Consider the following 24343-nt stretch of genomic DNA (forward strand, 5'->3'; position numbering starts at 1 on the left):
CGGGACGCGGAACGGTGTCGGCGTGACATCGCGTATCGCCCTTGCCGTGCTTGCCAGCCTGATGCTCGGGCTCGGCGCTTGTGGAGGAGCGGGCATGGCCTCGGCCGACAATATCAATCCCGCCGCGGTCGAACGGTTCATCGGCAAGCGGTTGCCGCGCAACGCGACGGCGATCCGCAGCGACGGCGAAAGCGGTGTCGATACCCGGACGCTGCTTCGGTTCGATGCGCCGGCGGCCGAGGCGGCTGGTTTTGCCGCGCGCGTCCTGGGGCGCGATCCGCGGCCGGGCGAAGATCCGATCATCGGCCATTTCGGGCAGGGGGTGGACTGGTGGACTCCACTGGCCGGTCCCGGCAGCGCGGGTGGTCGGGCCGACGATCCCGCCCGCAACCGCAGTTTTCGCGTTCTCGTTGTCCCCGCTTCGGGAGGCATGGCGACCGTCTGGCTGGTGGCGTTCAGCCGCTGAGGTGAAATCTCGTGCGCGCCGGGGCCAAAGCCCCTATCTCCGCCCCATGCGACGCCAGAACGGGCTCCCGAGCCGCCAGCAGATCCTCGACTTCATCGCCAGTTCGGACACGCCCGCGGGGAAGCGGGAGATCGCCAAGGGCTTCGGCTTGCACGGCGCGGACAAGATCGCACTCAAGGCGCTCTTGAAGGACATGACCGACGAGGGACTGATTGACATCGCCCCCGGCCGCGCGTTCCACAAGATGGGCGGGGTGCCCAAGGTAACGGTGCTGCGCGTCACCGACGCCGATGGCGATACCGTCTGGGCGGTGCCTGAACGCTGGGAGGCGGAGGGTATCCCGCAGCCGCGGCTGCGCGTGATCGAGCGCGGGCGCAAGGCATCGGCGCTCGGCCCCGGCGACCGCATCCTCGCGCGGACCGAAGAGGCGGGCAGCGGCTGGGTCGCGCACCCGATGAAGACTCTCGCGCGCGGCGAGGAGCAAATCCTCGGCGTGTTGCGCGAAGAGGGCGGGCGGCTTTTCCTCGCCGGGCTGGACAAGAAGATGAACCGCGACCTGCCGGTCGTCGATCGCGGCGACGCGGAGCCCGGCGACCTGGTGCTCGCCGAAAAGACGGGCCGCCCGCCGCGGATCATGGCGAAGGTGGTCGAGCGGCTGGGCGATCCGTTCGCACCGCGCAGCTTTTCGATGATCGCCATCGCCAAGCACGGCATCCCCAACGTCTTCTCGCCCGAACTGATCGCCGAGGCCGAGCGGGTGGCGCGTCAGCCGCTCGGCGACGACCGCGAGGACCTGCGCCACCTGCCGATCGTCGCGATCGACCCGATCGACGCGCGCGATCATGACGACGCGGTCTGGGCGACGGCCGACGACGACCCGGCGAACGAGGGCGGGTTCCGCGCGATCGTCGCGATTGCAGACGTTAGTTTCTACGTCCGCCCGGGCTCATTCCTCGACAAGGAAGCGAGGAAGCGCGGCAATTCGGTTTATTTCCCCGACCGCGTCGTGCCGATGCTGCCCGAAGTGCTGTCGGCGGACGTCTGCTCGCTGAAGGCCGATCAGGATCGCGCGGCGATGGCCTGCCACCTGCGCATCGGCAAGGACGGCGAGATCCTCGACTGGCGCTTCACCCGCGCCGTCGTGCGGCTGGCGGCGAACATCGCCTATGAGCATGCGCAGGCGGCGGTGGATGCGGTGAAGGCGGGTGAGACGCCGGAGACGGTCGATGCCGACCTCACGAAGACCGCATTGCTCCCGCTCTGGGATTGCTGGGCGGCATTGTCCCGCGCGCGTGACAAGCGCAGTCCGCTAGACCTTGATCTGCCCGAGCGGCGGGTGGTCCTCGACGAACAGGGCCACATTCTGTCGGTCGCCCCGCGCGAGCGGCTCGACGCGCATCGGCTGATCGAGGATTTCATGATTGCCGCCAATGTCGCCGCCGCCAAGGCGCTTGAGCGCAAGAAGGCGCCGGTCATGTATCGGATCCACGAGCCGCCAAGCCGCGAGAAGCTGACCGCGCTCAAGGACTATCTCAAGACCTTCGACATGAGCTTCGCGCTCGGCCAGGTGATCCGCCCGGCGACGTTCAACCACATTCTCGGCACGCTCAAGGAGCATGAAGCGCGCGAGGAGATCATGACGCAGGTACTGCGCACGCAGACCCAGGCTTATTACGGGCCGCAGAATGCGGGCCATTTCGGGCTGGCGCTGGGCAGCTATGCGCATTTCACCTCGCCGATCCGGCGCTATTCGGATCTGATCGTCCACCGGTCGCTTGTCGATGCCTACAAGCTCGGCGCCGGCGGGCTGTCGGCGGAGGATGCGGCGAACATGGAGCGGGTGGGCGAGCTGATCTCCAGCCTCGAGCGCCGGGCGATGGAGGCGGAGCGGGAGACGGTCGATCGCTATGTCGCCGCGTACTTGTCCCAGCATGTCGGTGAGGTGATGGACGCCAAGATCACCGGCGTCGCCGCCTTCGGCTTCTTCGCGACGGTCGAGGGGGTGGGGGGGGACGGCCTGGTCCCCGCGCGCGACCTAGGCCGCGAATATTTCCGGCACGACGAGGCGAGCCAGCGATTGATCGGCGAGGAGACGGGCGAGTTTTTTGCGCTCGGGCAGAAGCTCAAACTGCGGCTGGTCGAGGCAAACCCGGTATCTGGAGCGCTCCGCTTCGAACTGCCCGACGGCAAGGGATCGGGGAGCGGTGAGCGCGGCGACGATCGCCGGCGCGGCGGCCCGCCGCGGGTGCTGAAGCGCCGCGGGCGGCCGGCGAACATCAAGCATCAGGGAAAGAAGAAGCGCTGAGGCTGGCTGCACCTCAGGGCGTGACGATTTCCTCGGTCACGACCGTTTCGCTGCCGTCCTCGGTTTCCAGCCGCTCCGGCGCGGGTGCCTCGTCCTTGTAGAGGTCGGGGCGCCAGCCGCGCGTCACCAGCACCTGGTCGCCCTTCTTCGCCTGTGCGAAGAGCAGCGCGGCGAATTCGTCGGGGATGCCGACGCAGCCATGCGTGGCGGCGTTCGCCTCGACCTGGCTACCGTGGATCGCGACGCCGCCCCAGGTCAGGCGCAGCATGTACGGCATCGGCGCATTGTAGAGGTTCGAGACATGGTCGCGATCCTTTTCGAGGATCGGGAAGGTGCCCATCGGCGTCGGCTTGTGATCGGCGCCGTAGAGAATGTAGGCGCGGCCAATCTCGACCCCGCTGCGATAGACGTGCAGCTTCTCGGTCGCGAGGTCGACGACGATGCGCACCGGGCCGGCAGGGACGCCCTTGTCGTCCCAGGCATATTCGCCGGGCGCCAGCGGGCTTTCGAGGGAGATGACGCTGGTCACCGCCGGCCCGCGTGCATGCGCGGCGACGGGCAGCATCGCGGTCGCAAGACCCGCCAGCACCAACCGAAGAAGCCCGTTCACCATCGCCGCACCCTTTTACCGATCGTTAGGTGCGATTATCGGTTTCGAGCTGCCGTTTGACTAGGGCGCGATTTGGTGCGTCCCGGCGCGGGACGGATCGTCACCTAGCAAAGACTACAGGGTTAACGCTCCTCGAGCCGCGGCATCAGTTCGACGAAGTTGCAGGGCTTGTGGTCGATGTCGAGCTGGCTGGCGAGGATGCCGTCCCACCCGTCCTTCACCGCCCCGGTGGAGCCCGGGAGCGCGAAGATGTAGGTGCCGCGTGCGACCCCGGCACAGGCGCGCGACTGGATCGTCGAGGTGCCGATCTTGGCATAGCTCTGCCAGCGGAAGAGCTCGCCGAAGCCGGGGATGAGCTTGTCGCAAACGCGTTCAACCGCCTCGGGCGTCACGTCGCGGCCGGTCACCCCGGTGCCGCCGGTGGTGACGACCACCTCGACCGCGGGATCGTCGATCCAGGCGTGGAGGCGGGCGACGATCACTTCGGCATCGTCCTTCACGATGCTGCGATCGGCGAGGATATGGCCCGCCGCGGTCAGCCGATCGACCAGCGTGTCGCCCGAGCGGTCGTCGGCCGCGCCGCGGGTGTCGGAGACGGTGAGGACGGCGATGCGGACGGGGCGCGAAACCTTAGCGGCTTCGGGCATTGCCGACCCGCGAGTTAACCGCGGTCGCGCCCTTCATGCCCGGAAAGCGCGGCCACATGCCCTGCGACAGCGCATGGCGGCTGTCCGAGGCCTTACCCGCCTGCATCTCGTACATCCAGTAGTTGCGCAGCACCGTCATGACGTAGCCGCGCGTCTCCCAGTAAGGGATGCTTTCGATATACAGGAGCGGGTCGCCGCCGTCCTTGGAGGTCAGGTTCCATGCGGCGACGGGCGAGGGGCCGGCGTTATAGGCGGCGATCACCTTGGGCAGCAGGCCGCCGGTCGCCGGCATGTCGCGCAGCTTCTCGAGATAGGATTGGCCGACTTCCATGTTGGTCGACGGACGCGACAGCGCGGAGCGGTCGACCACCGCGGTCATGCCCTTGGCCTTGGCGATGTCGCTGGCGGCCGACGGCATGATCTGCATCAGTCCATAGGCGCCAGCCGGGCTGACCACCGTCGAGCGGAAGCGCGATTCCTGAAGCGTGTGGGCATAGACCAGCGCCTTGTCCACGCGCCAGCCGCCGTCGGGCGTCCAGTTGGGCGCAGGATAGCGGGTCGCCACCTGCGGCGTCGCGCCCTGCGGGCAGTTGTGCGACAGCCAGATCTGCGTCGCGGGCAGGTTGAGCGCGCCGGCGACGCGGGCGAGCGCGGCATAGTCGGCGGCGTCGCCGATCTTGGCCTGGTGCTTCAGCAGTTCGGCCGCCTCGTCGTCCTCGCCGATCTCGACCAGCGCTGCGGCGACACGGACGTTAGGGCGGCGTTCCAGCGCCTTCCAGTCGGCGCCGGCGGTGCGGTCGGGCAGGCGGTCGGTCGCCTCGGCGATGCCCAGCGCTTGGCGCGAGAGCATGCCGTAGAAGGTTTCGTTATACTGGCTGGCGGCGATGAGCCGCGCCTGGATCAGGTCGGGGCGGGCACAGGCCATGTCGGCGCGCGCGGCCCAGTAATGGCCGGCGGCGCGTAGGTCGACGTCGCTGGCGCGCTGCGCCACCGCGGCAAAGGCGATCTGCGCCGCCTTGCAGTCGTTCTGGCGCCAGGCGGCGAGGCCCTGCACCCAGTCGGCCTGCGGCACCCATTCGCCCGTGCCTGCCTGCGCGGCGGCAGCGACGCGGCGGGTGTTGGCATCGTCGCCGGTCAGGAAATACATCCACGCCACGCGCTGGCGCCACTCGGTCAGCGCCTCGGGCGTCAGGCGGCTTTCATATTCGCTGACCAGTGCCTCGGCAGCGGCGCCGTCGTCGGCCTTGATGAACGGCTGGGCGCGGGTCGCGAGCTCAGCGGCGGCGGCGTCGCTGGCGGTGCCCTTGGTACGGATACGATTGGGCGCGCCGTCGACCCAGATCAGCCGCTGCGGCGTCGGCAGCGTCGGCAGCGTTTCGGCCCCGCGTACCTTGGCGAGGCGAGCGAGCGCAGGTGCCTGCGGCAGTTCGGGCGCCTCGGCCAGCAGCGCCATCAGCGGCGTGAGCTCGACCTTGGGCGAACCCTTTGCGGTATAGATCTCGGCGCGGGCGATCGCGTGAAGCGGGCCGGGGCGCATCGCGTCGAGCTGAAGCTGCGCATCGGCCCAGCGGCTTTCGCGGATTGCGGTGAACACCGCGCGGTATGCGGCGCGCTGTGCATCGTCGAGCTGGGCGGGGATGCCGCCGTTCGCCGAGGCGCTGCGCACCGGCAGCTTGTCGTCGTTCCCCGCCGCGAGTGCGAGGCCCGGCAGCGTCATGGAAGCAAGAAGCGCAACGGCGCCCAGACGAATACGCATCAGGCTTGTCCCCCCAGGAGCGATTGCAGACAACGCCACGCCTCTCGCTTCACCTGCGGATGCTTCATCATGAAGCGCGGGTGCGCGATGGCGAGTGCCTGCAACTCTCGGCCAGTCCGGTTAATGGCATGTAAAGCACGCGGAACGGGAGCACCGTCCGGCGCAAGGATCGCACGGCTCGTCGTATGGCCGACGATCAGTACGGTTTTTGCGGGCGTTAGGGAGAGCAGACGTTCAGTCGCGGCGGAAAGCGGCGGCAGGGCGTCGGGCGACAGCGTATCGGCCAGCGGCCGCGCCATCGCCAGGCCGGCGATCAGCACATCCTCTCGTGATCGCCCGATCGAGGCGAGGATGCGGTCGAACATCGCACCCTCGATATCGCCGATCAGCGTGTCGCCATTCGGCTGATCGACCAGGATCAGGAGGTCGGCGTCCTGCGGCCCCTCGGGCGGCAGGATCGGGTTGCCCCAGCCTTGTTCCGGCGCGGTCGGGCCGAGCCGCCATGCCCAGTAGCTCGCATAATCGGTGGGTCCGGTCTCGATCGGCGCGGCAGCGGGCGTGGGGAAAGCGGAGGCGGCACGGGTCGGGCGCGCCAGCCAGTCGCGCGCGTCGTCCTCGACCAGCGCGTCGACGCCGGCATCCGCCCACCATTCGAGCGCACTTGCCGCCAGCTCATCCCATCGGTGGTATTGATCGGCCCCCATCGCCATCTACCCAGCTATCAACTTGACGCCCGCGTCAATCATCGTGCAGCGCAACTGCGGCCAAACCGCTCGCGCGTGCGACGATACGGGTGGGAAACGAGCCGGCGACGGAGAGAGTGAATGAGCGAACGCGAATCGATGCCCTATGACGTGGTGATCGTCGGCGCCGGGCCGGCGGGCCTGTCGGCGGCCATTCGCCTCAAACAGCTCGCCAACGATGCCGGTTCGGAACTTGCCGTTTGCGTGCTGGAAAAAGGGTCGGAAGTCGGCGCGCACATCCTGTCGGGCGCGGTCATCGACCCGCGCTCGCTCGACGAACTGCTGCCCGAATGGCGGACGGTGGGCTGTCCGCTCGCCGAAACGCCGGTGACCGAAAACCACCACTGGGTGCTGTCGAAGAGCGGCAAGCGCGACCTGCCCGAGTTCGCGCTACCGCCGTTCATGCATAACAAGGGCTGCTACACCGGCTCGCTCGGCAACCTCACCCGCTGGCTGGCCGAACAGGCCGAAGGGCTGGGCGTCGAGATCTTCCCCGGCTTCGCCGCGGCCGAGGTGCTGTTTAACGACGACGGCTCGGTCAAGGGCGTCGCGACCGGCGACATGGGCATCGCCCGCGACGGCACGCGCAAGCCCGACTGGCAGCCGGGGCTGGAGCTCCACGCGCGCTACACCTTCTTCGCCGAGGGGGTGCGCGGGCACCTGTCGAAGGAGCTGATGCGGCTGTTCGACCTGCGCGCCAACTGCGATCCGCAGGTCTATGGCCTCGGCGTCAAGGAATTGTGGGACATCGATCCCGCAAAGCACGTTCCCGGCCGCGTCATCCATACGCAGGGCTGGCCGCTCAGCGAGACGCCGGGCTCGAACGGCGGCGGGTTCATCTATCACCAGGCGAACGGACAGGTCGCGCTCGGCTATGTCACCTGGCTCAACTACCGCAATCCGTATCTCTCGCCGTTCCAGGAGATGCAGCGCTGGAAGACGCATCCGGAGATCGCCGAGCTTCTGAAGGGCGGCAAGCGCGTCTCTTATGGCGCGCGGGCGATCAACGACGGTGGTTACCAGTCGGTGCCGAAGCTGACCTTCCCCGGCGGCGCGCTGATCGGTTGTTCGGCGGGGTTCCTCAACGTGCCGCGGATCAAGGGCACACATACCGCGATGAAGTCGGGCATGATGGCCGCCGAGGCCGCGTTCGAGGCGGTGCAGGCCGACCGCCGCGCCGACGAACTCACCGCCTACACGACCGCGTACGAAAATAGCTGGGTCCGCGACGAGCTGTTCCGCGTCCGCAACGTCGTGCCGCTGGTCAAGAAGTATGGCGATCTGGTCGGCTCGGGCCTGTCGGGCGTCAACATGTGGCTGGAGCATTGGGGTTTGAAGATGCCCTTCACGCTCCACCACAAGCCCGACCACGAGAGCCTGTGGAAGAAGAACGAGCTGCCGCCGATCGACTATCCGAAGCCCGACGGCGTGCTGACGTTCGACCGCCTCTCCTCGGTGTTCATCTCGAACACCAATCATGAGGAGGACCAGCCGGTCCACCTGACGCTCAAGGACCCCGCTGTGCCGATCGCGCACAACCTGCCCTTGTACGACGAGCCGGCGCAGCGTTACTGTCCGGCGGGAGTCTATGAGGTAGTGGGCGAGGAGACGGGCGATCCGAAGTTCGTCATCAACGCCCAGAACTGCGTCCACTGCAAGACCTGCGACATCAAGGACCCCACCCAGAACATCAACTGGGTGGTGCCAGAGGGCGGCGGAGGGCCGAATTATCCGAACATGTAAGGTCCTGATCCTCACAGCCGGTGTGAGCATGGCGGCTCCGGCGTTCGCGTCGGACCCGCCGCGGGGCAGCGACCTTGCCGCCTATGTGCGCGCCCGCGCCGCCGATGCGGAGGGCGCGTCCGACGTCGCCGCGCGCGGCTATGCGCTGGCGCTGGCCGCGGATCCGGGCAACGAGGTGATCGCGATCCGGGCGTTTCGCGAGGGCGTGTCGGTCGGCGACTTGGCGCTCGCCCGCCGGGCGCTGACCGTGCTCGAAACCTCGAGAGTCGCGCCCGCCGATGCCGCGCTGCTGCGCTTCGCCGATCAGGTCGAGGCGCGCGACTGGGACGGCGCACGCGCCACCGCAACGCGGGTGGGGCAGGGGCCGCTGTCGTTCGTCGGCCCGGTCCTGCGCGCCTGGATCGCGGTCGAGACTGGGGGCGGCGATCCGCTCGCCGAATTGGGCAAGGATGCCGACAATGCGGTCGAGCGCCGCTATTCGGCCGAAGCCAAGGCGCTGATCCTCGTTGCGATGAGGCGAGATGTGGAAGCGAACGCGGCGCTCCAGACGCTGCTCGCCGAGGGTGGTGGGCTCGATGTCCGCATCGCCGCCGCGCGCCTCTATGCCGGGCGCGGCGACATGAGGACCGCACGGGCGCTGCTGGCGGGTGAGGACCCGGCCGCGCGGGCGCAGCTTTCGGCGCTCGGCCGCGGCGCCAAACCGGGGGCGGCATTCGGGGCGGCGACGTTGTTCACGCGGCTGGCCGGCGACCTGTCGGGGGAGGAGCCGTCGCCGCTGGTCATCCTGCTCACGCGTACCGCGCTAATGCTGGAGCCGGCGAACGACCGCGCGCGGCTTCTGCTTGCCGATGCGCTGTCGCGGGATGGTTCGGGGATGCGCGCGCTGGCCCTCATCCAGGAGGTTCGCCCGAAGAGCCCCTGGGCGCGGGAGGCCGACACGCTGCGCATTGCCGTGCTCGACAGGATGGGCCAGCGCGATGCCGCGATCGCGCTGGCGACGAAGCGGTCGGCGGCGAAGGATGCGACCGCCGACGACGCGCGCACGCTCGGCGATCTGCTCGTCGCGTCGGGCCGGTTCGGTGAGGCAGCGGATGCCTATGGCGCGGCGATGACGCGAGAGGGCGGCACGGGCGACTGGGTGCTGAACCTGCAACGCGGCGGCGCGATCGAGCAGGCGGGGCGGTTCGAGGAGGCGCTGCCCTATCTGCGCCGCGCGGTCGAACTCGCGCCCGACGAGCCGGTGGCGCTCAATTATCTGGGCTATGCGCTGGCCGAGCGCGGGCGTGATCTGCCCGAGGCGCAGGCGCTGCTCGAAAAGGCGAGGCGGCTGAAGCCCGACGACGCCTCGATCACCGATTCGCTCGGCTTCGCCTATGCGCGGCGCGGCCAGACGGCGAAGGCGCTGCCGCTCCTCGAACAGGCCGCGGCCGCGCAGCCGGGGGACGTCGAGATCAACGAGCATCTGGGCGACGCCTATTGGGCGAGCGGCCGGCGCTACGAGGCGCGCTATGCCTGGCGCGCCGCATCGGTGCATGCCGAGGGCGCGGACAAGACGCGGCTCGCCGCCAAGCTGGAGCGCGGCCCGGCCGCCGAATGACATGATCGAAGAGGCTGCCCCCGCCAAGCTCAACCTGGCGCTCCACGTCCGCGCGCGCCGGCCCGACGGCTACCACGAGCTCGAGACGCTGTTCGCCTTCGTCGCCGACGGCGACATGATCCGGCTCGATCCGGAAGGGCCGCCCGGCCTGACGATCACGGGGCCGTTCGCGGCGGGGCTGTCGGGGGAGGGCGACAATCTCGTTACCCGCGCCGAACGCCTGTTCGCCGAGCGGGTGAAGCCGGTCGCCCCTGCCGCGATCGAATTGGTGAAGCGGTTGCCGGTCGCATCCGGCATTGGCGGCGGATCGGCGGACGCGGCCGCGACGCTGCGCGCGCTGGCGCGGGCGCACGGCGTGGCGACCGACGATCCGCGGCTGATCGATTGCGCAGAGGCGCTCGGGTCCGACGTGCCCGCTTGCCTCCTCGGGCGCGCCGCGCTGGGGCGGGGGCGGGGCGAGCGGCTCGATCCGCTGTCCGATCTGCCGCCGCTGCCGGCGCTGCTCGTCAATCCGCTGGTGCCGGTATCGACTGCCGCGGTGTTCGCGCGCTGGGACGGCGTCGATCGCGGCGGCATTCCGGACGGCGATGCGATCGCCGCGGCGCTGGCGGGGCGCAACGATCTGGAGCCACCAGCGCGCGCGATCGCGCCCGTCATCGACCGCGTGCTCGATCGGCTGGCAACGCAAAGCGGCCTCGTCCTTGCGCGCATGTCGGGATCGGGCGCCACCTGCTTCGCCCTGTTCGACACAGGCGAGGCACGTGGCGCCGCCGCGAGAGCGCTGTCGGATCAGCCGTGGTGGTGTCTCAAAACGGTACTGGCGTGACAGGCGGAGTCCCGGCGCGGGACGCGGGCTGATCCGCCGCGCTGGACGAATCGATCGGCATGGTCCTTGCGTAGCGTGAGGGTAGCGGGTCGTACGCCGGGAGCGGATCGCCTGCCGGTGGCCGGGTCTTCGGACCCCGCCACCTCCCTCGCCGGCCGCCGGGCGTGACAGCCGCCGCGCGATGCGGCATCGCTGCCGCCGATGTTCTTCCTCGACACGCCCGAGCCGGGCATCGCCCGCCTGACGATCGACGCGCCGGCGCGGCGCAATGCGATCCCCGTTGCCGAGTGGGATCGGTTGGCGACGTCCGTGACCGCGTTGCCGCGCGAGGCCCGCGTGCTGCTGATCGGGGGGGCAGCCGACTTTTCGGCCGGTGCCGACCTCGGCGAGTTCGACGGCTTCCGCCAAGAGCCGGCCGCTGCCGCCCGGTTCCGGCAGGCGATGCGCGTCGGCATCGACGCGCTGGCGGCGGTGCCCATCCCTGTCATCGCCGTCATCGCCGGCGGTTGCTATGGCGCGGGGGTGGCGCTAGCCCTCGCGGCCGATATCCGCGTCGCAGGCGAGCGGGCACGGTTCGCGGTGACCCCGTCCCGGCTCGGCATCGGCTATCCGGCGCAGGACATCGCCCGCCTCGCCGTGCTGGTCGGCCGTGGGCAGGCGGCGCGGATGCTCTATGCCGCAGAGGTCATCGAGGCGCACCGCGCGTCAGTGATCGGCCTGGTCGAGACGGTCGCCGCCGAGCCGTGGACGGAGGCGACGATCCTGGCGAGAGAAATTGCCGATAAATCAACTCTATCGATACGGATGCTGAAGTCGGTGCTGAGCAAAGGCAACGGCGATCCCGATGCGTCATTCGACGCCTTGTTCGCGGGTCCCGATCTGGCCGAGGGGCTAGCCGCGCATCGCGAGCGTCGCGCGGCGCGTTTCGCATGAGTGCACCGATCGTCATCGACGGCGCGCGCGACATCCTCCTGCTGTGCGATCACGCGTCGAACGCGGTGCCTGACGGCATCGACCTCGGCGTCGAGCCGGCGGTGATGGGCGAGCACATGGCGATCGATATCGGCGCCGAGCCGCTGACCCGCGCACTTTCCGCGGCGCTGGGCGCACCGGCGATCCTCGCCACCGTCTCGCGGCTGGTCATCGACCTGCATCGGGAGCCCGATCATCCCGCCCTGGTGCCGGTCGAAAGCGATCAGGTCGCCGTCCCCGGCAATGTCGGCGCCGACCGTTTCGACCGGATCGCCCGTTTTCACGCGCCCTATCATGCGTTGGTCGCGTGCGAAGTGCGGACGCGCCGCCCGCGCCTGATCGTCGCGATCCACAGCTTCACTCGCCAACTGCGCGGCGCGGCCCCGAGGATGCTGGAGGCGGGTGTTCTCTACAATCGCGACGACCGGGCGGCGGCGATCATGATCGCGGGCCTCCGCGCGGCGGGGGTCGAGACGGGCGACAATGCGCCCTATTCCGGGCGGATGCTTAACGCGACGCTCAACCGGCATGGCGAGGCGCAGGGAATCGCCTGCGTCTCGATCGAGGTGCGCAACAACCTGATCGCCGACACGGCGGGGGTTGCGCGCTGGACGAAGATCCTTGCCCCGCTGATAGAGCGGGCCAGGGCGGAAACGGGAGGTGGTGCGTGAGAGGATCGATCGTGGCAATCGGACTGTTGCTCGCCGGCTGCGGCGGCAGCGATGCACCCGACCAACCGCAATCGGTCGCCGAGGCCGCTGCGCCCGCGCCCGGCGCGCCCGATGGCCGCATTCTCTGCGCACCCCCGGGTGAGGCCGAGTTCCGGCGGATGTGCGCAGTCGAGCGGGCCGTGGATGCGAAGGGCACCGTGCTGACGGTCCGATTGCCAGATGGTGGCTTCCACAGGCTGCGCGTTGCTGCCGACGGGCGCGGGATCGCGGCTGCCGACGGCGCGGCACCAGCGATCGTGCGGACCCGCGGCGCGGTGATCGAGGTCGAGGTGGGCGGCGCACGCTATCGTTTGCCCGCAGCGGCTAAGGTGCCTGATGCGCCCGGTTGATGCGCCGATCGTCACCGCGGCCGAAATGCGCGCGGCGGAGGCGGCGTGCTTTGCCGGCGGGGCCAGCCAGACTGCGCTGATGGAGGCTGCCGCCCGCGCCATCGCGCGAGAGGCGGCGCGCTTTGCGATGGGGCGGCCGATCACCGTGCTCGCCGGCGCCGGGAACAATGGCGGCGATGCCTTTGGCGCTGCACGGTTTCTGGCTGAGCAAGGCTTCGATGTCGTCGTTGCCGCGCTCGGTCAGGCGGGTGGCGGTGCCGCGGCGATGCGATCGCGCTGGTCCGGCGCGACCGTCGCGCTGCACGAAGCGCCGGTGCGGCCGCTCGTCGTCGACGGTTTGTTCGGCATCGGCCTGTCGCGCGCGATCACTGGCGCGCCGGCGGCGGCGATCGAGCGATTGCGCGCGGGTGCCGACTTCGTGCTGGCGATCGACATCGCCTCCGGCCTCGATGCCGATAGCGGCGAGGCGCGGGGCATCGTCTTGCGGGCCGATGCGACGCTGGCGCTGGGCGCGGTCAAGCGCGGGCATTTCCAGGGCGCCGGGATCGGGGCGTCGGGAGCGCTGCTGCTCGACACGCTCGGCCTGAGTGTCGACTCGCCGGTCCGCATGCTCGCGCGGCCGCGGCTGGCGGCACCCGGTGCGGCGGATCACAAATATACACGCGGGCTGGTCGGCGTCGTCGCCGGGACGATGCCCGGCGCGGCGAGGCTGGCAGCGGGAGCGGCGGCGCGGGGAGGTGCGGGTTATGTCGTGCTGGCCGGCGAGGATGCGGGCGTGCCGTTCGATGCCGTCGTCCAGCGGGCTGCGATCGACCCCGAGCGCGCTGCGGCGGTGCTGGTGGGGCCGGGCCTGGGACGTGGCGATATGGCTTGCACGCTATGTGAAGAATGGCTGTCAAGTGACCTCACTTTGGTCCTCGACGGCGATGCGCTGTCGTTGATCGACGCGGACTCCCTGCGCCTTCGAACTGCGCCGACGGTCCTCACACCGCATGCCGGAGAGTTTGCGCGGCTGTTCGGTGAGCCATCGGGCGACCGCATCGCCGCCGCGCTCGACGCCGCGCAGCGCAGCGGCGCGGTGGTCGTCCTGAAGGGCGCGACGACGATCGTCGCATCCTCCTCGGGAGAGGCGCGGGTGCATCGGCCGTCATCGTGGCTTTCGACTGCGGGAACCGGTGACGTGCTCGCCGGCCTCGTCGCCGCTCGGCTTGCCGTGACGAAAGCGCCGTTTCGCGCGGCATGCGAGGCGGTCTGGCTGCATGCGCGTGCCGCCGCCCTTGCGGGACCGGCGCTGGTCGCCGATGATTTGGCGATGCATATCCCCATCGCGATCGCCGAATGTCTGTAAGCCCCGAGGAAGAAGTCGTCCGCGTCGCCGCGCGGGGCGAGGGGGTTACCGCCTCCGGCCGGCACGTGCCGCTCGCCGCACCGGGCGACCGGGTGTTCGAGGACGGCAGCGTCGCCGCCGGTGCGCATCGCCGCGCCGCGCCGTGCCGGCACTATCCCGAATGTGGCGGCTGCCAGCTCCAGCACCTCGATGACGCGGCCTATGCCGCCTATCTGCACGACCGGGTCGAGGGTGCGCTGAAGGCGCAGGGCCTCTTCGCACCCGTTCGGCAGCCCATCATCAGCCCGCCCAGGACGCGCCGCCGCGCGACTCTTCATGCCGAGCGTCGCGGGCGGCAGGTGCATCTGGGCTTCACCCGCGCACAGAGCCATGCGCTTGTCGATCTCGACGAATGCTGGATCCTCGCGCCTGAATTGTTCGCGCTGCTTCAGCCGCTCCGCGGCCTGCTGGCGGCGCAGTTGCCCGAATCGGGGCGGATCGACGTGCACCTGACGCTGGCGGATCAGGGCGTCGACGTGCTGCTGAAAGGGCGGCTTGGCGAGGGGCTGGCGGCGTTGGAGGCGATCACCGCCTTCGCGCGTCGGCACAAGCTCGCGCGGTTGTCGATCGACGACACCTATGGCCCGGAGGCGCGCTGGGCGCCCGAGCCGGTGACGGTGACGCTGGGCGGCGTCGCGGTGCCGCTACCCGCCGGCTCGTTCCTCCAGGCGACGCGCGAGGGGGAGGCGGCGCTGGTCGCCGCGGCGCGCGAGGCGATCGGGCCGGCGCGCAACGTCGCCGATCTATTCGCGGGCCTCGGCACGTTCGCCCTGGGATTAGGCGACGGCATCCGCGCCTATGCCGCGGAAGGCGCGCGCGAGGCGATCCTGTCGCTGAAGGGCGGCGCGGCGCAGGCCGGGCGGGCGGTGTTCGCCGACCACCGCGACCTGTTCCGCCGGCCGCTGACCGTAGAGGAATTGGACCGCTTCGACGCGATCGTCCTCGATCCGCCCCGCGCGGGCGCGCGTGAGCAGGCAGCGAATCTGGCCGGGGCGAAGGTACCGCGGCTTGCCTATGTGTCGTGCAATCCCAGCAGCTTCGCGCGTGATTCGAAGATGTTGTGCGAGGGCGGCTACACGCTCGATTGGGTGTACCCGGTGGGACAGTTCCTCTGGTCGACGCATGTCGAGTTGGTAGGGGCGTTCAGTCGCTGAGCCGTACTCCCGCGAAAGCGGGAGTTCAGAGCCACAGGCGGCGGGTTTGCGGCCCTAGGCTCCCGTTTCCGCGGGAGCACGGGGCGGGTAATCGGCGCGCAGAAAATAGAGCCCGTCCGGCGGCGCGTTGAGGCCCAGCGCGCCGCGGTCCTTTGCCTCGAGCGCCGCGCGCACATCTTCGGGCGACCAGCGGCCCTGGCCGACGAGCGCGAGGCAGCCGACCATCGAGCGCACCTGATGATGGAGGAACGACCGCGCCGAGGCGAAGATGCGGATCAGGTCGCCCTCCGCCACCACGTCGAGCCGGTCGAGCGTTCGCAGCGGACTGTCCGCCTGGCAATGCGCCGAGCGGAAGGTGGTGAAGTCATGCCGCCCGACCAGCATCGCCGCCCCCGCCGCCATCGCGCCCGCGTCGAGCGGCGGGGCGACACGCCACGCGAACCCCTTCTCGATCGTCAGCGACGCGCGGCGCGTCCGGATGCGATATTCGTAATGCCGCGCGACGCACGAGAAGCGCGCGTGCCAGTCGTCGGGCACGACCTCGCACGTCAGCACCGCGACTGGATTGGGCCGCAGCCGCGCGTTCAGCGCCTCCATCAGTCGGAACGGCTCGATGGGCTTTTCAATATCGCAATGCGCGCGCATGCCGAGCGCGTGAACGCCCGCATCGGTGCGGCCGGCGGCGTGGACGAGCACATCCTCGCCGGTGATGGCGTGCGCGGCATCCTCGATCGCCGCCTGTACGCTCGGCCCGTGCTTCTGGTGCTGCCAGCCCATGAAGGGGCGGCCGTCCCACTCGATCGTCAGGGCAAAGCGCGTCACGTGAGTTTCGTGCCGTCGGGGATCGCGAAGCCGCGGATAAGCTCGGCCGGTGTCATGGCGGCGCGACCCGCGCGCTGGACGAGCGTGGGGACCAGCACGCCCTCGCCGCATCCAATCGCGAAGTCGCTGGGGCGGGCCAAAGCGGTCCCGGCGGGCGCGTCGCCCTCGACCGCATCGGCGGCAAGCACGCGGATGCGCTCGCCGTTCACCTCGAAGAATGCGCCGGGCGCGGGGTTGAAGGCGCGAACCTGTCGCTCGGCCTGCGTCGCCGGGCCGGTGAAGTCGAGCCGTGCTTCGACCTTGTCGATCTTGGCCGCGTGGGTGATGCCCTCACTCGGCTGCGGCACCGGCGGGTAGGCGTCGGGGTTCGCGAGCACCTCGACCATAGCCGCCGCGCCCAGCGCCGCCAGTTCGGCGGTCAGCTCGCCAGCGGTCTTGCCCGCGACCGGCGTCCGCTTTTCCAGCCGCACCGGACCAGTATCCAGCCCCGCCTCCATCTGCATGATACCGACGCCGGTCTCGGCGTCGCCCGCCAGGATCGCGCGCTGGATCGGTGCGGCCCCCCGCCAGCGCGGCAGTAGCGAGGCATGGACGTTGAGGCAGCCGAGGCGCGGGGCGGCGAGCACTGCGCGGGGCAAGATGAGGCCATAGGCGGCGACCACCGCCACATCGGCGTCGTGCGCGGCGAACGCGACCTGCGCCGCCAGATCGCGAAGCGAGACGGGCGTCAGGACGGGTATGCCCATCGCCTCCGCGCGCGAATGCACGGGGGAGGGGGTGAGTGCCTTGCCGCGCCCCGCCCGGCGCGGCGGCTGCGAATAGCAGGCGACGATGTCGTGGCCCGCATCGGCCAACGCTTCGAGTACCGGCACGGCGAACTGGGGCGTGCCCATGAAGACGATCCGCATGGCCCCCCTTCACCGCTTGGCAGGGGGCGGCGCAACCCCCTATCTTGGGGCCGCATGGCTTCTCCCGAAATCGACGCGCTGACGCAGGCGCTCTCGCGGCTTCCCGGTCTCGGCCCCCGATCGGCACGGCGCGCGGTGCTGCACCTCATCAAGCGGCGCGAGACCGCACTGGTGCCGCTCCTGTCGGCCCTGACCGCGGTGGGGGAGCGGCTGGCGACGTGCAGCGTCTGCGGCAATGTCGATACGACTGATCCGTGCTCGATCTGCGCGGACGGTCGCCGCGATCCCAAGTCGCTGTGCGTGGTGGAGGAAGTCGCCGATCTCTGGGCGCTGGAGCGATCGAGGCTGTTTCCGGGGCGCTTCCACGTCCTCGGCGGCCGGTTGTCGGCGCTGGAGGGGGTGCGGCCGGAGGACCTCTCCATCGACGCGCTCGCTCGCCGGATCGAGGCGGGCGGGGTGGACGAGGTGGTGCTGGCGATGAACGCGACGCTGGAGGGACAGACCACGGCCCACTACCTCGCCGACCGGCTCGAACGCTTCCCGGTGCGCGTGACGCAGCTTGCCCACGGTCTGCCGGTAGGTGGCGAGCTCGACTATCTGGACGAGGGCACGCTGGCACAGGCGCTCCGGGCGCGGCGCCCCGTCGCTTGACCCCGCGCACGCGCCCGGCCATTTTAGGCGCATGGCCGTTCTACCCATCATCGAAGTCCCCGATCCCCGCCTCAAGCTCGTCTCCGAACCCGTCGAGGCGGTGACCGACGACGTCCGCACGCTCGTCGCCGACATGTTCGACACGATGTACGATGCGCCCGGCATCGGCCTCGCCGCGATCCAGGTGGCGGTGCCCAAGCGCATCCTCGTCATCGACCTTCAGGAAGAGCAGGACGAGGAGGGCAAGCCGATCCGCGCCCCCCACGCCTTCATCAACCCCGAAATCCTCGAGGTGTCGGAGGAGAAGCGCTGCTATCAGGAAGGCTGCCTCTCGATCCCCGAGATGTTCGCCGAGGTGGAGCGTCCCGACCGCTGCCGCGCGCGCTGGCTCGACCTCGACGGCAATGCCCACGAGGAATGGTTCGACGGCCTCATGTCGACCTGCCTCCAGCACGAGATGGACCACCTGAACGGCGTGCTGTTCATCGACCACCTTTCGCGCCTGAAGCGCGACATGGTGCTGAAGAAACTCGCCAAGTTGAGGAAGTCGGCGGCTTGAGGGGATAGCCCCGAGCGTCTAGGTTCGCGCTCCGTTCACCCTGTTTCCGGAAGCGCATCATGGACCCCATTCTTGCCATCCTGCTGGTCGTCGCCGCGCTCGTCGTGGGGGCGGTGCTGGGCTGGTTCCTCGGCAATCGCGGGGTGGAGGGCGTGCGCGCCGAACGCGACGCCCGCGAGGAGGATTTCAAGAAGGCGATCACCGACCTCGCGCTCGCCAGCGACCGGGCGAGCCGGATGGGCGAGCTGGTCAGCGAGAACGAGACGCTGCGCATCGAGCGCGACAGCGCGCGGCTGGACCTCGCCACGCTGAAGGCCGACGCGAGGGCGTTCGAGGCGCGGCTGGAGGAGTTCAAGGCGGCCAAGGACATGATGGCCGCGCAGTTCGCCGAGGTGTCGAACCGCCTGCTGGGCGAAGCACAGGCCGCCTTCCTCGCCCGCGCGCAGGAGCGGTTTCATCAGGCGAGCGACAGCAACGAGGTGAAGATCAAGGCGCTGCTCGCCCCCGTCGAACAGACGCTCAAGCGCTACGAATCGCGGATCGAGAGCGTCGAGAAGGAGCGGACCGAGGCGTACGGCCAGCTCAAGGGCCTGATGGAAGGGATGCGCGCGGGGCAGGAGGGCGTGCGGGCCGAGGCGGCGAAGCTCGTCAACTCGCTGCGCGCCGCGCCCAAGGCACGCGGGCGCTGGGGCGAGCAGCAGCTACGCAACGTGCTCGAGACCTGTGGCCTTGCCGAACACACCGACTTCATGATGGAAGTGTCGGTCGAGGCCGAGGGCGGTCGCCTTCGTCCCGATGCGATCGTCAAGGTGCCGGGCAATTCGATCCTGGTGATCGACGCCAAGGTGTCATTGAATGCCTATCAGGATGCATATGGCGCGGTAGACGAGGTGGAGCGCGCCGCGTTCCTCGGCCAGCACGTTTCCTCGATGAAGGCGCACGTCAACGCGCTCGGCAACAAGGCCTATCAGGGCCAGTTCGAGAACACGCCCGAGTTCGTCATCATGTTCGTCCCCGGCGAGCATTTCCTGTCGGCGGCGCTCGAACATGAGCCGCAGCTTTGGGACTATGCGTTCGACCGGCGCGTGCTGATCGCGACGCCGACCAACCTGATCGCCATCGCCCGCACCGTCGCGGCGGTGTGGCGGCAGGAGAAGCTGGCGGGCGAGGCGCGGCAGATCGCCGAACTGGGCCGCGAGCTTCATGCGCGCGTCGCGACGATGGGGATGCACATCGCCAAGCTGGGCAAGAATCTCGAGACCGCGACGACCGCCTACAACGCCTTCGTCGGCTCGATCGAGAGCCAGGTGATGAGCCAAGCCAAGCGGTTCGAGACGCTCAACATCGACACCGGGGCCAAGTCGATCGAGCCGCTGCCGATGGTCGAGGCGAGCCCGCGCCCACTGAGCAAGCTCAAGGTCGAGGTGGAGACGCCGGCGCTGCCCGAGGCGGCGGAGTAGACCCCGCTCTTCCATGCCTCAGCGAAGGCCTGGGTCCAGTTTCGGGCCGGTCGTGATCGGCGCCGCACTATCCAACGGCCGCCCTCGCAACTAGACCCCGGCCTTCGCCGGGGTACGGTAATTCGGGGCGAGCGCGGAACCCGATTGCCCCGCCGCTACGGCCGCACGGGCACCAGCGTGACCGCGGCCGACCCGTCGGCATTGGCGAGCATAAATCCGTCCTTGCCCTGCACCAGCGTCAGCGACCCCTTCAGCGCCGCGGCGAGCCGCTGTTCTTGTGCCATCGCTGGACCGGGGCAGGCCATCCGCGTCATTGTCGCATCGCCGATCGTGACTGCGCTCCCGGCCAGCTTATAGCTCGCGGTCAGGCGGTTGCAGCCGGTCGTGCCGGTCAGCCGTCCGGCATCGAAACGCAGCGTCGCCGGGCGCGGGCCGCCGGGGGCCTCGCCTCGGATCGCGCTTACCCGCCAGTTGCGAGCCTCCAGCGCGTTGTCGGCCTTTGCCTCGCCGCAGCCCCGGTATTCGCGGCCGTCGGCGATGACGAGGACGGTGTCGGGGTATCGCTTGTCGCTCATCCCGTCGCTGCACGGGGTATGGGTGATGTCGAGCGTCAGCCGATCGGTGACGTAGCGTTCGCCGTTAAAGCTCGGCCGCGCGGGCGGGGCGGCGACGGCGATCGTGCGGCCGCCGGCCGCGGCGAAGCCCATCTTGCCGTCCGCCAGCCCGAGCGACCAAAAGGGCTCCGTCCCCACCGCGCCGTATCGTGCGCCGCCGGCAGCGGGCGGGGGGGTGTCGGGCGCGACCATCGGGGTGCAGGCGGAAAGGGCGACGAGCGGGGCGAAGATGCGGATCATCCGGCGCTTGTGGTCCGGTGCGGATGAACGGGCAATGGCCTTGCCCATCGCTGCCGCCGGCGGGTAGGGGGCGGGCGTGCCGTCGATGCGCCGCCTGTTCCGCGACCATGCCTGGATCGCCGCGCTGATCGTCGCGGCGGCGATGCTGCTGCGCGTCGTCGTGCCCGCGGGGTTCATGACTACGACGGGCGCAGACGGGCAACTGACCGTCATGGTCTGTTCGGGCGAGGGATCGCGCGCGATGACGATCGCCATCCCGGGCCTTGTAGAGAAAAGCCAGCGGCCCGCGCCCGGCGAGCATGAGAAGGCCGGAACAACCTGTGCCTTTGCCGGGCTCGCCGCGCCCTTCCTGGGCGGGGCGGACCCGATCCTGCTGCTCGCGGCGCTGGCGATGGTCGCCGCCGTCGCTTTGCGTCGTGGCCAGAGGTTCCGGCCGCTGGCGCTCCAGCACCTTCGCCCGCCGCTTCGCGGACCGCCTGCCCCCTCGATCGCCTGACGTTCGCGCGCCCGCCGCGGCGCGCCTCCATTCGATCGAGGAAGTTTCACATGACCGTTTTCACGCGCGCCCTTGCCGGCGCGTCGCTGCTCGCGCTCGCGCTGCCCGCGCAAGCCCGCGAGGATGACCCGCAGACCATCGTCGTCACCGGCGAGCGCATCGCCGCGGACGCCGAAACAGAAATCCGCAAGACCCCCGGCGGCGTCGATGTGGTTGCGGCGGAGGACTTCGCCGACAAGGCGGCGGTGTCGCTGCGCGACGCGCTCGCCTTTTCGCCCGGCGTCTATACCCAGCCGCGCTTCGGGCAGGAGGTGCGGATCTCCGTGCGCGGTTCCGGCATCAGCCGCGGCTTTCACATGCGCGGGCTGCTGCTGATGCAGGACGGCATCCCGATCAACCTTGCCGACAACAACGGCGACTTCCAGGAACTCGACCCGCAGGTGTTCGAGGCGATCGAGGTCTATCGCGGCGGCAATGCGCTGCGCTTCGGCGGGTCGACGCTGGGCGGCGCGATCAACGCGGTGACGCCGACCGGTCGTTCGGCGCCGGGGGTCGAGGCGCGGGTCGATGGCGGCAGCTGGAACACCGTGCGTGGCAAGCTGGCCGCGGGCATGGCGACGGAGGCGGGGGACGGCTATCTCGCGATCACCGGCGATGCCTCGGATGGCGATCGCGGCCATGCGACGCGCCGGTCGCTGCGCCTGAACGGCAATGTCGGCTTAAAGCTCGCCGAGGGCGTCGAGACGCGCTTCTACGGTAGCGCCAACCATATCCGTCAGGAACTGCCCGGCGCACTGACGCGGGCGCAGGCACTGACGACCCCCGCGCTGTCGCTGCCCGGCAACTTCGCGCAGGATCAGGCGCGCGACATCGATTCGATGCGGCTTCAGAACCGAACGACCATCGATCTGGGGCGGGCCAAGCTGGCGGTGGGGGCGTTCTTCAACGACAAGCAGCTCGACCATCCGATCTTTCAGGTGATCGATCAGAAGTCGGTGGATTACGGGGCCTTCGCCCGGCTCGACCTGTCGGGCGAGATTGCCGGGCTGCCGGTCGAGGCGGCGCTGGGTTCCACCGCGCGGTTCGGCACCGTGCGCGCGCGGCAATATGTGAACGTCGCCGGCCGCCGCGGCGCGCTGACCGCCGATGCGCGGCAACAGGCGCGGACGATCGACAGCTATGGCGAGCTGCGCGTCGCGTTCGTGCCGACGCTCTCGCTGGTCGCCGGCGGCGTCTATACGCATGGCGAGCGCGAGGTCGCCAATCGCTTGGCTCCCGCGCGCAGCGGATCGGCGAGCTTCGACGAGCTGGCGCCGAAGATCGGTCTGTTGTTCGAGCCGAAGCCGGGCGTCCAATTCTATGCCAACGCCAACCGGTCGGTCGAACTGCCGGGGTTCAGCGAGCTCAATCAGGTGCCGTTCGCGGTCGGCGGCACGGTGACGCCGGGGTTCGTCGATCTCGACGTCCAGCGCGCCTGGACCTATGAGGTCGGCGCGCGCGGGCGGGCGGGGATCGCGTCGTGGGACGTGACGCTCTACCGCGCCGACATTCGCGGCGAGCTCTTGCAGTTCAACCAGGCGCCCGACATTCCCGCGGCGACGTTCAACGCCGGGCGGACGCGGCATCAGGGGATCGAGGCGGGGCTGGACCTGACCCCCGCGCCGTGGCTGCGGGTGCGGCAGGTGTACCAGCTCAACGACTTCCGCTTCCGCGACGACGCGCAGTTCGGGGACAACCGGTTGCCGGTGGTGGCGCGGCACCTCTATCGCGGCGAAGTGCGGCTGGGGACCGAGGCGCTGAGCGTCACGCCCAATATCGAATGGGTGCCGCAGGGAGCATGGGCCGATTACGCCAACACCGTGAAGGCGCCGGGTTACGCGCTGATCGGCCTTGGCGCACAGGCGGAAGTCGGCGACGGGCTGAGCCTGTTCGTCGAAGCCCGAAACCTGACGGGCAAACGAGCGATCGGCGACATTTCCGCCGTCACCCGCGCGACCGATGCGTCGGTGATCTACTATCCCGTAGAGCGCCGCGCGGTGTTCGGCGGCATTCGGGGGCGGTTCTGATGGACGGGCTCTATCGTTCGGTATGGCGGTGGCACCTCGTCGCGGGGCTGCTGGTGCTGCCGTTCCTCGCCTGGCTCGCGGTGACGGGTGGGCTCTATCTCTACAAGCCGGAGATCGAGCGCGCGGTCTATGCCGACTGGCTGCGAGTCGAGGCGCGGCCGGCGCTGCCGCTGTCGGTGCTGGCGAAGCGTGTGTCCGACCAGACAGGCGGGCGGGTGACGCAGATCGCGAAGCCCGTCGCGCCCGAAAGCTGGCGGATGACGATCGCGCTTCCCGATGGCGCGAAGCGGACGACGTTCGTCGATCCAGGCGACGGGCGCGTGCTCGGCACCACCCGGCCGGGCGGGTTGATGGGGCTGGTGCGCGAGCTTCACAGTCTGGTCATTACTGGCCCAGTGGGCAACGCGGTGATCGAGATCGCGGCGGGGTGGACGATCGTGCTGGTGCTGACCGGCGTCTGGCTCTGGGCCTCGAAGCCGGGGTTCGGCGCGCGCGGGCCGGTGCGCGGGCGGCGCTTCTGGCGCGACCTGCATGCCTCGACCGGCATCGTCGCGGGGGCGGTGATCCTGTTCCTCGCGGTCACGGGGATGCCGTGGAGCGGCGTGTGGGGCAAGGGACTTCAGGGGATCGTCGCGGCGCAAGGATGGGGGCGGCCGAAATCGCCCGCGCCGGGCGGGCATGGCGAGCATGGCGGCGCGGCGACGCTCCCCTGGTCGATGCAGCGCGCGGGCGTGCCGATGGGGCATGGCGGCGATATCGGCCCCGATCGCGCGCTGGCGGCGGCGGGCTTGCGCGGCGGCTGGACGCTGTCCTTTCCCGCGACACCCGGCGCGCCCTATCTCGTGACCGCGCCGGTCGTCCGCGCCGACGACGCGCGCGCGGTCTATGTCGATGCGGGGTTGGGCCGCGTGCTTCAAGACGCGCGCTACGCGGACTTCGGCGGAGCAGCACAGGCGATCGAATGGGGCATCGCCGTCCATCAGGGCCAGCAATATGGCGAGGTCAACCGCCTCGTCATGCTCGCCGGCTGCGCGGCGATCCTGCTGCTCGTCATCAGTGCGCCGGTGATGTGGCTCAAGCGGCGGCCGAAGGGCCTCGGCCTGCCGCCGGGGCGCAGCGGGCGGGGGCTCGCGGCGCTGATGGCGGGGGCTGGGCTGTTGTTTCCGCTGACCGGACTCACGATGCTGGCGGCGCTGCTGGTCGAGCGAGCGGGGCGGCGTCTCGCCGATTGACCGGGGCGGTGATAGCGGTAACGGTGCGG

Annotated in this window: 23 protein-coding genes; 16 read left to right on the top strand and 7 right to left on the bottom strand. The window is 70.0% G+C overall.

The genetic code is table 11. The annotated features are described in order from the left end of the window. The first annotated feature begins 22 nt into the window (after positions 1-22). The gene (locus tag FHR19_RS05740; protein WP_184025431.1) at positions 23-466 is read left to right on the top strand and encodes a hypothetical protein; all 444 of its coding nucleotides are present in this window, start codon (positions 23-25) and stop codon (positions 464-466) included. 46 nt (positions 467-512) lie between these two features. Continuing rightward, entirely contained in the window at positions 513-2771 is a 2259-nt protein-coding gene (gene rnr / locus FHR19_RS05745) for a ribonuclease R (RefSeq protein ID WP_184025433.1), read from the top strand. A 13-nt stretch (positions 2772-2784) separates the two neighbouring features. Here rnr and FHR19_RS05750 read toward each other — a convergent pair whose 3' ends face one another. The 4 genes from FHR19_RS05750 to FHR19_RS05765 all read right to left on the bottom strand — a co-directional run bounded on the left by FHR19_RS05750 (position 2785) and on the right by FHR19_RS05765 (position 6494). Continuing rightward, complete coding sequence (locus FHR19_RS05750) at positions 2785-3381, bottom strand: L,D-transpeptidase family protein (RefSeq protein WP_425505944.1); 597 nt, start codon at positions 3379-3381, stop codon at positions 2785-2787. A gap of 122 nt (positions 3382-3503) precedes the next feature. Continuing rightward, positions 3504-4028 carry a molybdenum cofactor biosynthesis protein B gene (gene moaB, locus FHR19_RS05755; protein WP_184025437.1) on the bottom strand — a complete coding sequence of 175 codons (525 nt, stop codon included), beginning with the start codon at positions 4026-4028 and terminating at the stop codon, positions 3504-3506. Continuing rightward, positions 4012-5784, bottom strand: a complete 1773-nt coding sequence (locus FHR19_RS05760) for a lytic transglycosylase domain-containing protein (RefSeq protein WP_184025439.1) — start codon at positions 5782-5784, stop codon at positions 4012-4014. Before FHR19_RS05760 ends, moaB begins: the two co-directional genes overlap by 17 nt. Further along, positions 5784-6494: a uracil-DNA glycosylase family protein gene (locus FHR19_RS05765; protein ID WP_184025442.1), complete on the bottom strand. Its 711-nt coding sequence runs from the start codon at positions 6492-6494 to the stop codon at positions 5784-5786. Before FHR19_RS05765 ends, FHR19_RS05760 begins: the two co-directional genes overlap by 1 nt. A gap of 114 nt (positions 6495-6608) precedes the next feature. Between FHR19_RS05765 and FHR19_RS05770 the strand changes: the two genes are divergently transcribed. The 8 genes from FHR19_RS05770 (at position 6609) to FHR19_RS05805 (ending at position 15266) form a co-directional block, all read left to right on the top strand. Then, complete coding sequence (locus FHR19_RS05770; RefSeq protein ID WP_184025445.1) at positions 6609-8270, top strand: electron transfer flavoprotein-ubiquinone oxidoreductase; 1662 nt, start codon at positions 6609-6611, stop codon at positions 8268-8270. 28 nt (positions 8271-8298) lie between these two features. Then, the gene (locus FHR19_RS05775) at positions 8299-9867 is read left to right on the top strand and encodes a tetratricopeptide repeat protein (RefSeq protein WP_246359362.1); all 1569 of its coding nucleotides are present in this window, start codon (positions 8299-8301) and stop codon (positions 9865-9867) included. Between the two features lies 1 nt (position 9868). Continuing rightward, the gene (locus FHR19_RS05780; RefSeq protein WP_184025451.1) at positions 9869-10693 is read left to right on the top strand and encodes a 4-(cytidine 5'-diphospho)-2-C-methyl-D-erythritol kinase; all 825 of its coding nucleotides are present in this window, start codon (positions 9869-9871) and stop codon (positions 10691-10693) included. Positions 10694-10894: 201 nt separating this feature from the next. Beyond that, positions 10895-11626, top strand: a complete 732-nt coding sequence (locus FHR19_RS05785; protein WP_184025454.1) for an enoyl-CoA hydratase/isomerase family protein — start codon at positions 10895-10897, stop codon at positions 11624-11626. Beyond that, a complete protein-coding gene (locus FHR19_RS05790; RefSeq protein WP_184025457.1) occupies positions 11623-12336 on the top strand; it encodes an N-formylglutamate amidohydrolase in 714 nt (237 codons plus the stop codon). The genes FHR19_RS05785 and FHR19_RS05790 overlap by 4 nt, the downstream gene beginning before the upstream one ends. A gap of 11 nt (positions 12337-12347) precedes the next feature. Next, on the top strand, positions 12348-12725 hold the full coding sequence (locus tag FHR19_RS17480; RefSeq protein WP_343053174.1) for a hypothetical protein: 378 nt from the start codon (positions 12348-12350) through the stop codon (positions 12723-12725). Next, entirely contained in the window at positions 12712-14073 is a 1362-nt protein-coding gene (locus FHR19_RS05800; RefSeq protein WP_184025460.1) for an NAD(P)H-hydrate dehydratase, read from the top strand. The genes FHR19_RS17480 and FHR19_RS05800 overlap by 14 nt, the downstream gene beginning before the upstream one ends. After that, entirely contained in the window at positions 14064-15266 is a 1203-nt protein-coding gene (locus FHR19_RS05805; RefSeq protein WP_184025462.1) for a class I SAM-dependent RNA methyltransferase, read from the top strand. Before FHR19_RS05800 ends, FHR19_RS05805 begins: the two co-directional genes overlap by 10 nt. 54 nt (positions 15267-15320) lie before the next feature. On the opposite strand, the gene truA is transcribed toward FHR19_RS05805, so the two are convergent. Together truA and fmt are read right to left on the bottom strand one after the other, a co-directional pair. Beyond that, positions 15321-16088: a tRNA pseudouridine(38-40) synthase TruA gene (gene truA / locus FHR19_RS05810; protein WP_184025464.1), complete on the bottom strand. Its 768-nt coding sequence runs from the start codon at positions 16086-16088 to the stop codon at positions 15321-15323. Next, entirely contained in the window at positions 16085-16996 is a 912-nt protein-coding gene (gene fmt / locus FHR19_RS05815; RefSeq protein WP_184025466.1) for a methionyl-tRNA formyltransferase, read from the bottom strand. Before fmt ends, truA begins: the two co-directional genes overlap by 4 nt. Before the next feature lie 54 nt (positions 16997-17050). On the opposite strand from fmt, the gene recR reads away from it, so the two are divergent. The 3 genes from recR to FHR19_RS05830 are packed head-to-tail and all read left to right on the top strand — an operon-like array spanning position 17051 to position 19666. Next, a complete protein-coding gene (gene recR / locus FHR19_RS05820) occupies positions 17051-17647 on the top strand; it encodes a recombination mediator RecR (protein WP_184025468.1) in 597 nt (198 codons plus the stop codon). Between the two features lie 31 nt (positions 17648-17678). Further along, positions 17679-18206 (top strand): peptide deformylase, encoded by a 528-nt coding sequence (def, locus tag FHR19_RS05825; protein WP_184025470.1) that lies wholly within the window; start codon positions 17679-17681, stop codon positions 18204-18206. A 59-nt stretch (positions 18207-18265) separates the two neighbouring features. Then, positions 18266-19666 (top strand): DNA recombination protein RmuC, encoded by a 1401-nt coding sequence (locus FHR19_RS05830; protein ID WP_184025472.1) that lies wholly within the window; start codon positions 18266-18268, stop codon positions 19664-19666. Between the two features lie 155 nt (positions 19667-19821). Here the strand turns inward: FHR19_RS05830 and FHR19_RS05835 are convergent, their stop codons facing one another. Then, complete coding sequence (locus FHR19_RS05835; protein WP_184025474.1) at positions 19822-20520, bottom strand: META domain-containing protein; 699 nt, start codon at positions 20518-20520, stop codon at positions 19822-19824. Between the two features lie 85 nt (positions 20521-20605). On the opposite strand from FHR19_RS05835, the gene FHR19_RS05840 reads away from it, so the two are divergent. From FHR19_RS05840 to FHR19_RS05850, 3 genes are read left to right on the top strand one after another with little or no spacing between them, the layout of a single operon-like run. Then, positions 20606-21016 (top strand): DUF2946 family protein, encoded by a 411-nt coding sequence (locus FHR19_RS05840; RefSeq protein ID WP_246359292.1) that lies wholly within the window; start codon positions 20606-20608, stop codon positions 21014-21016. Positions 21017-21066: 50 nt separating this feature from the next. Continuing rightward, positions 21067-23082, top strand: coding sequence for a TonB-dependent receptor family protein (locus FHR19_RS05845; RefSeq protein ID WP_184025477.1), 2016 nt, complete (start codon positions 21067-21069; stop codon positions 23080-23082). After that, complete coding sequence (locus FHR19_RS05850) at positions 23082-24314, top strand: PepSY-associated TM helix domain-containing protein (RefSeq protein ID WP_184025480.1); 1233 nt, start codon at positions 23082-23084, stop codon at positions 24312-24314. The genes FHR19_RS05845 and FHR19_RS05850 overlap by 1 nt, the downstream gene beginning before the upstream one ends. Positions 24315-24343 lie beyond the last annotated feature (29 nt).

It is taken from the genome of Sphingomonas yantingensis (genome assembly GCF_014199325.1).
GTDB classification, from domain to species: domain Bacteria; phylum Pseudomonadota; class Alphaproteobacteria; order Sphingomonadales; family Sphingomonadaceae; genus Sphingomonas; species Sphingomonas yantingensis.

What these genes read in the sequence shown, in the direction of transcription:
- FHR19_RS05805 (WP_184025462.1), top strand. Translation starts at nt 14,064, where the DNA reads ATGTCTGTAAGCCCCGAGGAAGAAGTCGTCCGCGTCGCCGCGCGGGGC.
- FHR19_RS05800 (WP_184025460.1), top strand. Translation starts at nt 12,712, where the DNA reads ATGCGCCCGGTTGATGCGCCGATCGTCACCGCGGCCGAAATGCGCGCG.
- FHR19_RS05785 (WP_184025454.1), top strand. Translation starts at nt 10,895, where the DNA reads ATGTTCTTCCTCGACACGCCCGAGCCGGGCATCGCCCGCCTGACGATC.
- FHR19_RS05765 (WP_184025442.1), bottom strand. Translation starts at nt 6,494, where the DNA reads ATGGCGATGGGGGCCGATCAATACCACCGATGGGATGAGCTGGCGGCA.
- FHR19_RS05845 (WP_184025477.1), top strand. Translation starts at nt 21,067, where the DNA reads ATGACCGTTTTCACGCGCGCCCTTGCCGGCGCGTCGCTGCTCGCGCTC.
- FHR19_RS05760 (WP_184025439.1), bottom strand. Translation starts at nt 5,784, where the DNA reads ATGCGTATTCGTCTGGGCGCCGTTGCGCTTCTTGCTTCCATGACGCTG.
- FHR19_RS05835 (WP_184025474.1), bottom strand. Translation starts at nt 20,520, where the DNA reads ATGATCCGCATCTTCGCCCCGCTCGTCGCCCTTTCCGCCTGCACCCCG.
- FHR19_RS05775 (WP_246359362.1), top strand. Translation starts at nt 8,299, where the DNA reads ATGGCGGCTCCGGCGTTCGCGTCGGACCCGCCGCGGGGCAGCGACCTT.
- recR (WP_184025468.1), top strand. Translation starts at nt 17,051, where the DNA reads ATGGCTTCTCCCGAAATCGACGCGCTGACGCAGGCGCTCTCGCGGCTT.
- FHR19_RS05770 (WP_184025445.1), top strand. Translation starts at nt 6,609, where the DNA reads ATGAGCGAACGCGAATCGATGCCCTATGACGTGGTGATCGTCGGCGCC.
- moaB (WP_184025437.1), bottom strand. Translation starts at nt 4,028, where the DNA reads ATGCCCGAAGCCGCTAAGGTTTCGCGCCCCGTCCGCATCGCCGTCCTC.
- FHR19_RS05790 (WP_184025457.1), top strand. Translation starts at nt 11,623, where the DNA reads ATGAGTGCACCGATCGTCATCGACGGCGCGCGCGACATCCTCCTGCTG.
- fmt (WP_184025466.1), bottom strand. Translation starts at nt 16,996, where the DNA reads ATGCGGATCGTCTTCATGGGCACGCCCCAGTTCGCCGTGCCGGTACTC.
- rnr (WP_184025433.1), top strand. Translation starts at nt 513, where the DNA reads ATGCGACGCCAGAACGGGCTCCCGAGCCGCCAGCAGATCCTCGACTTC.
- FHR19_RS05830 (WP_184025472.1), top strand. Translation starts at nt 18,266, where the DNA reads ATGGACCCCATTCTTGCCATCCTGCTGGTCGTCGCCGCGCTCGTCGTG.
- FHR19_RS05850 (WP_184025480.1), top strand. Translation starts at nt 23,082, where the DNA reads ATGGACGGGCTCTATCGTTCGGTATGGCGGTGGCACCTCGTCGCGGGG.
- FHR19_RS05780 (WP_184025451.1), top strand. Translation starts at nt 9,869, where the DNA reads ATGATCGAAGAGGCTGCCCCCGCCAAGCTCAACCTGGCGCTCCACGTC.
- def (WP_184025470.1), top strand. Translation starts at nt 17,679, where the DNA reads ATGGCCGTTCTACCCATCATCGAAGTCCCCGATCCCCGCCTCAAGCTC.
- FHR19_RS05840 (WP_246359292.1), top strand. Translation starts at nt 20,606, where the DNA reads ATGCGCCGCCTGTTCCGCGACCATGCCTGGATCGCCGCGCTGATCGTC.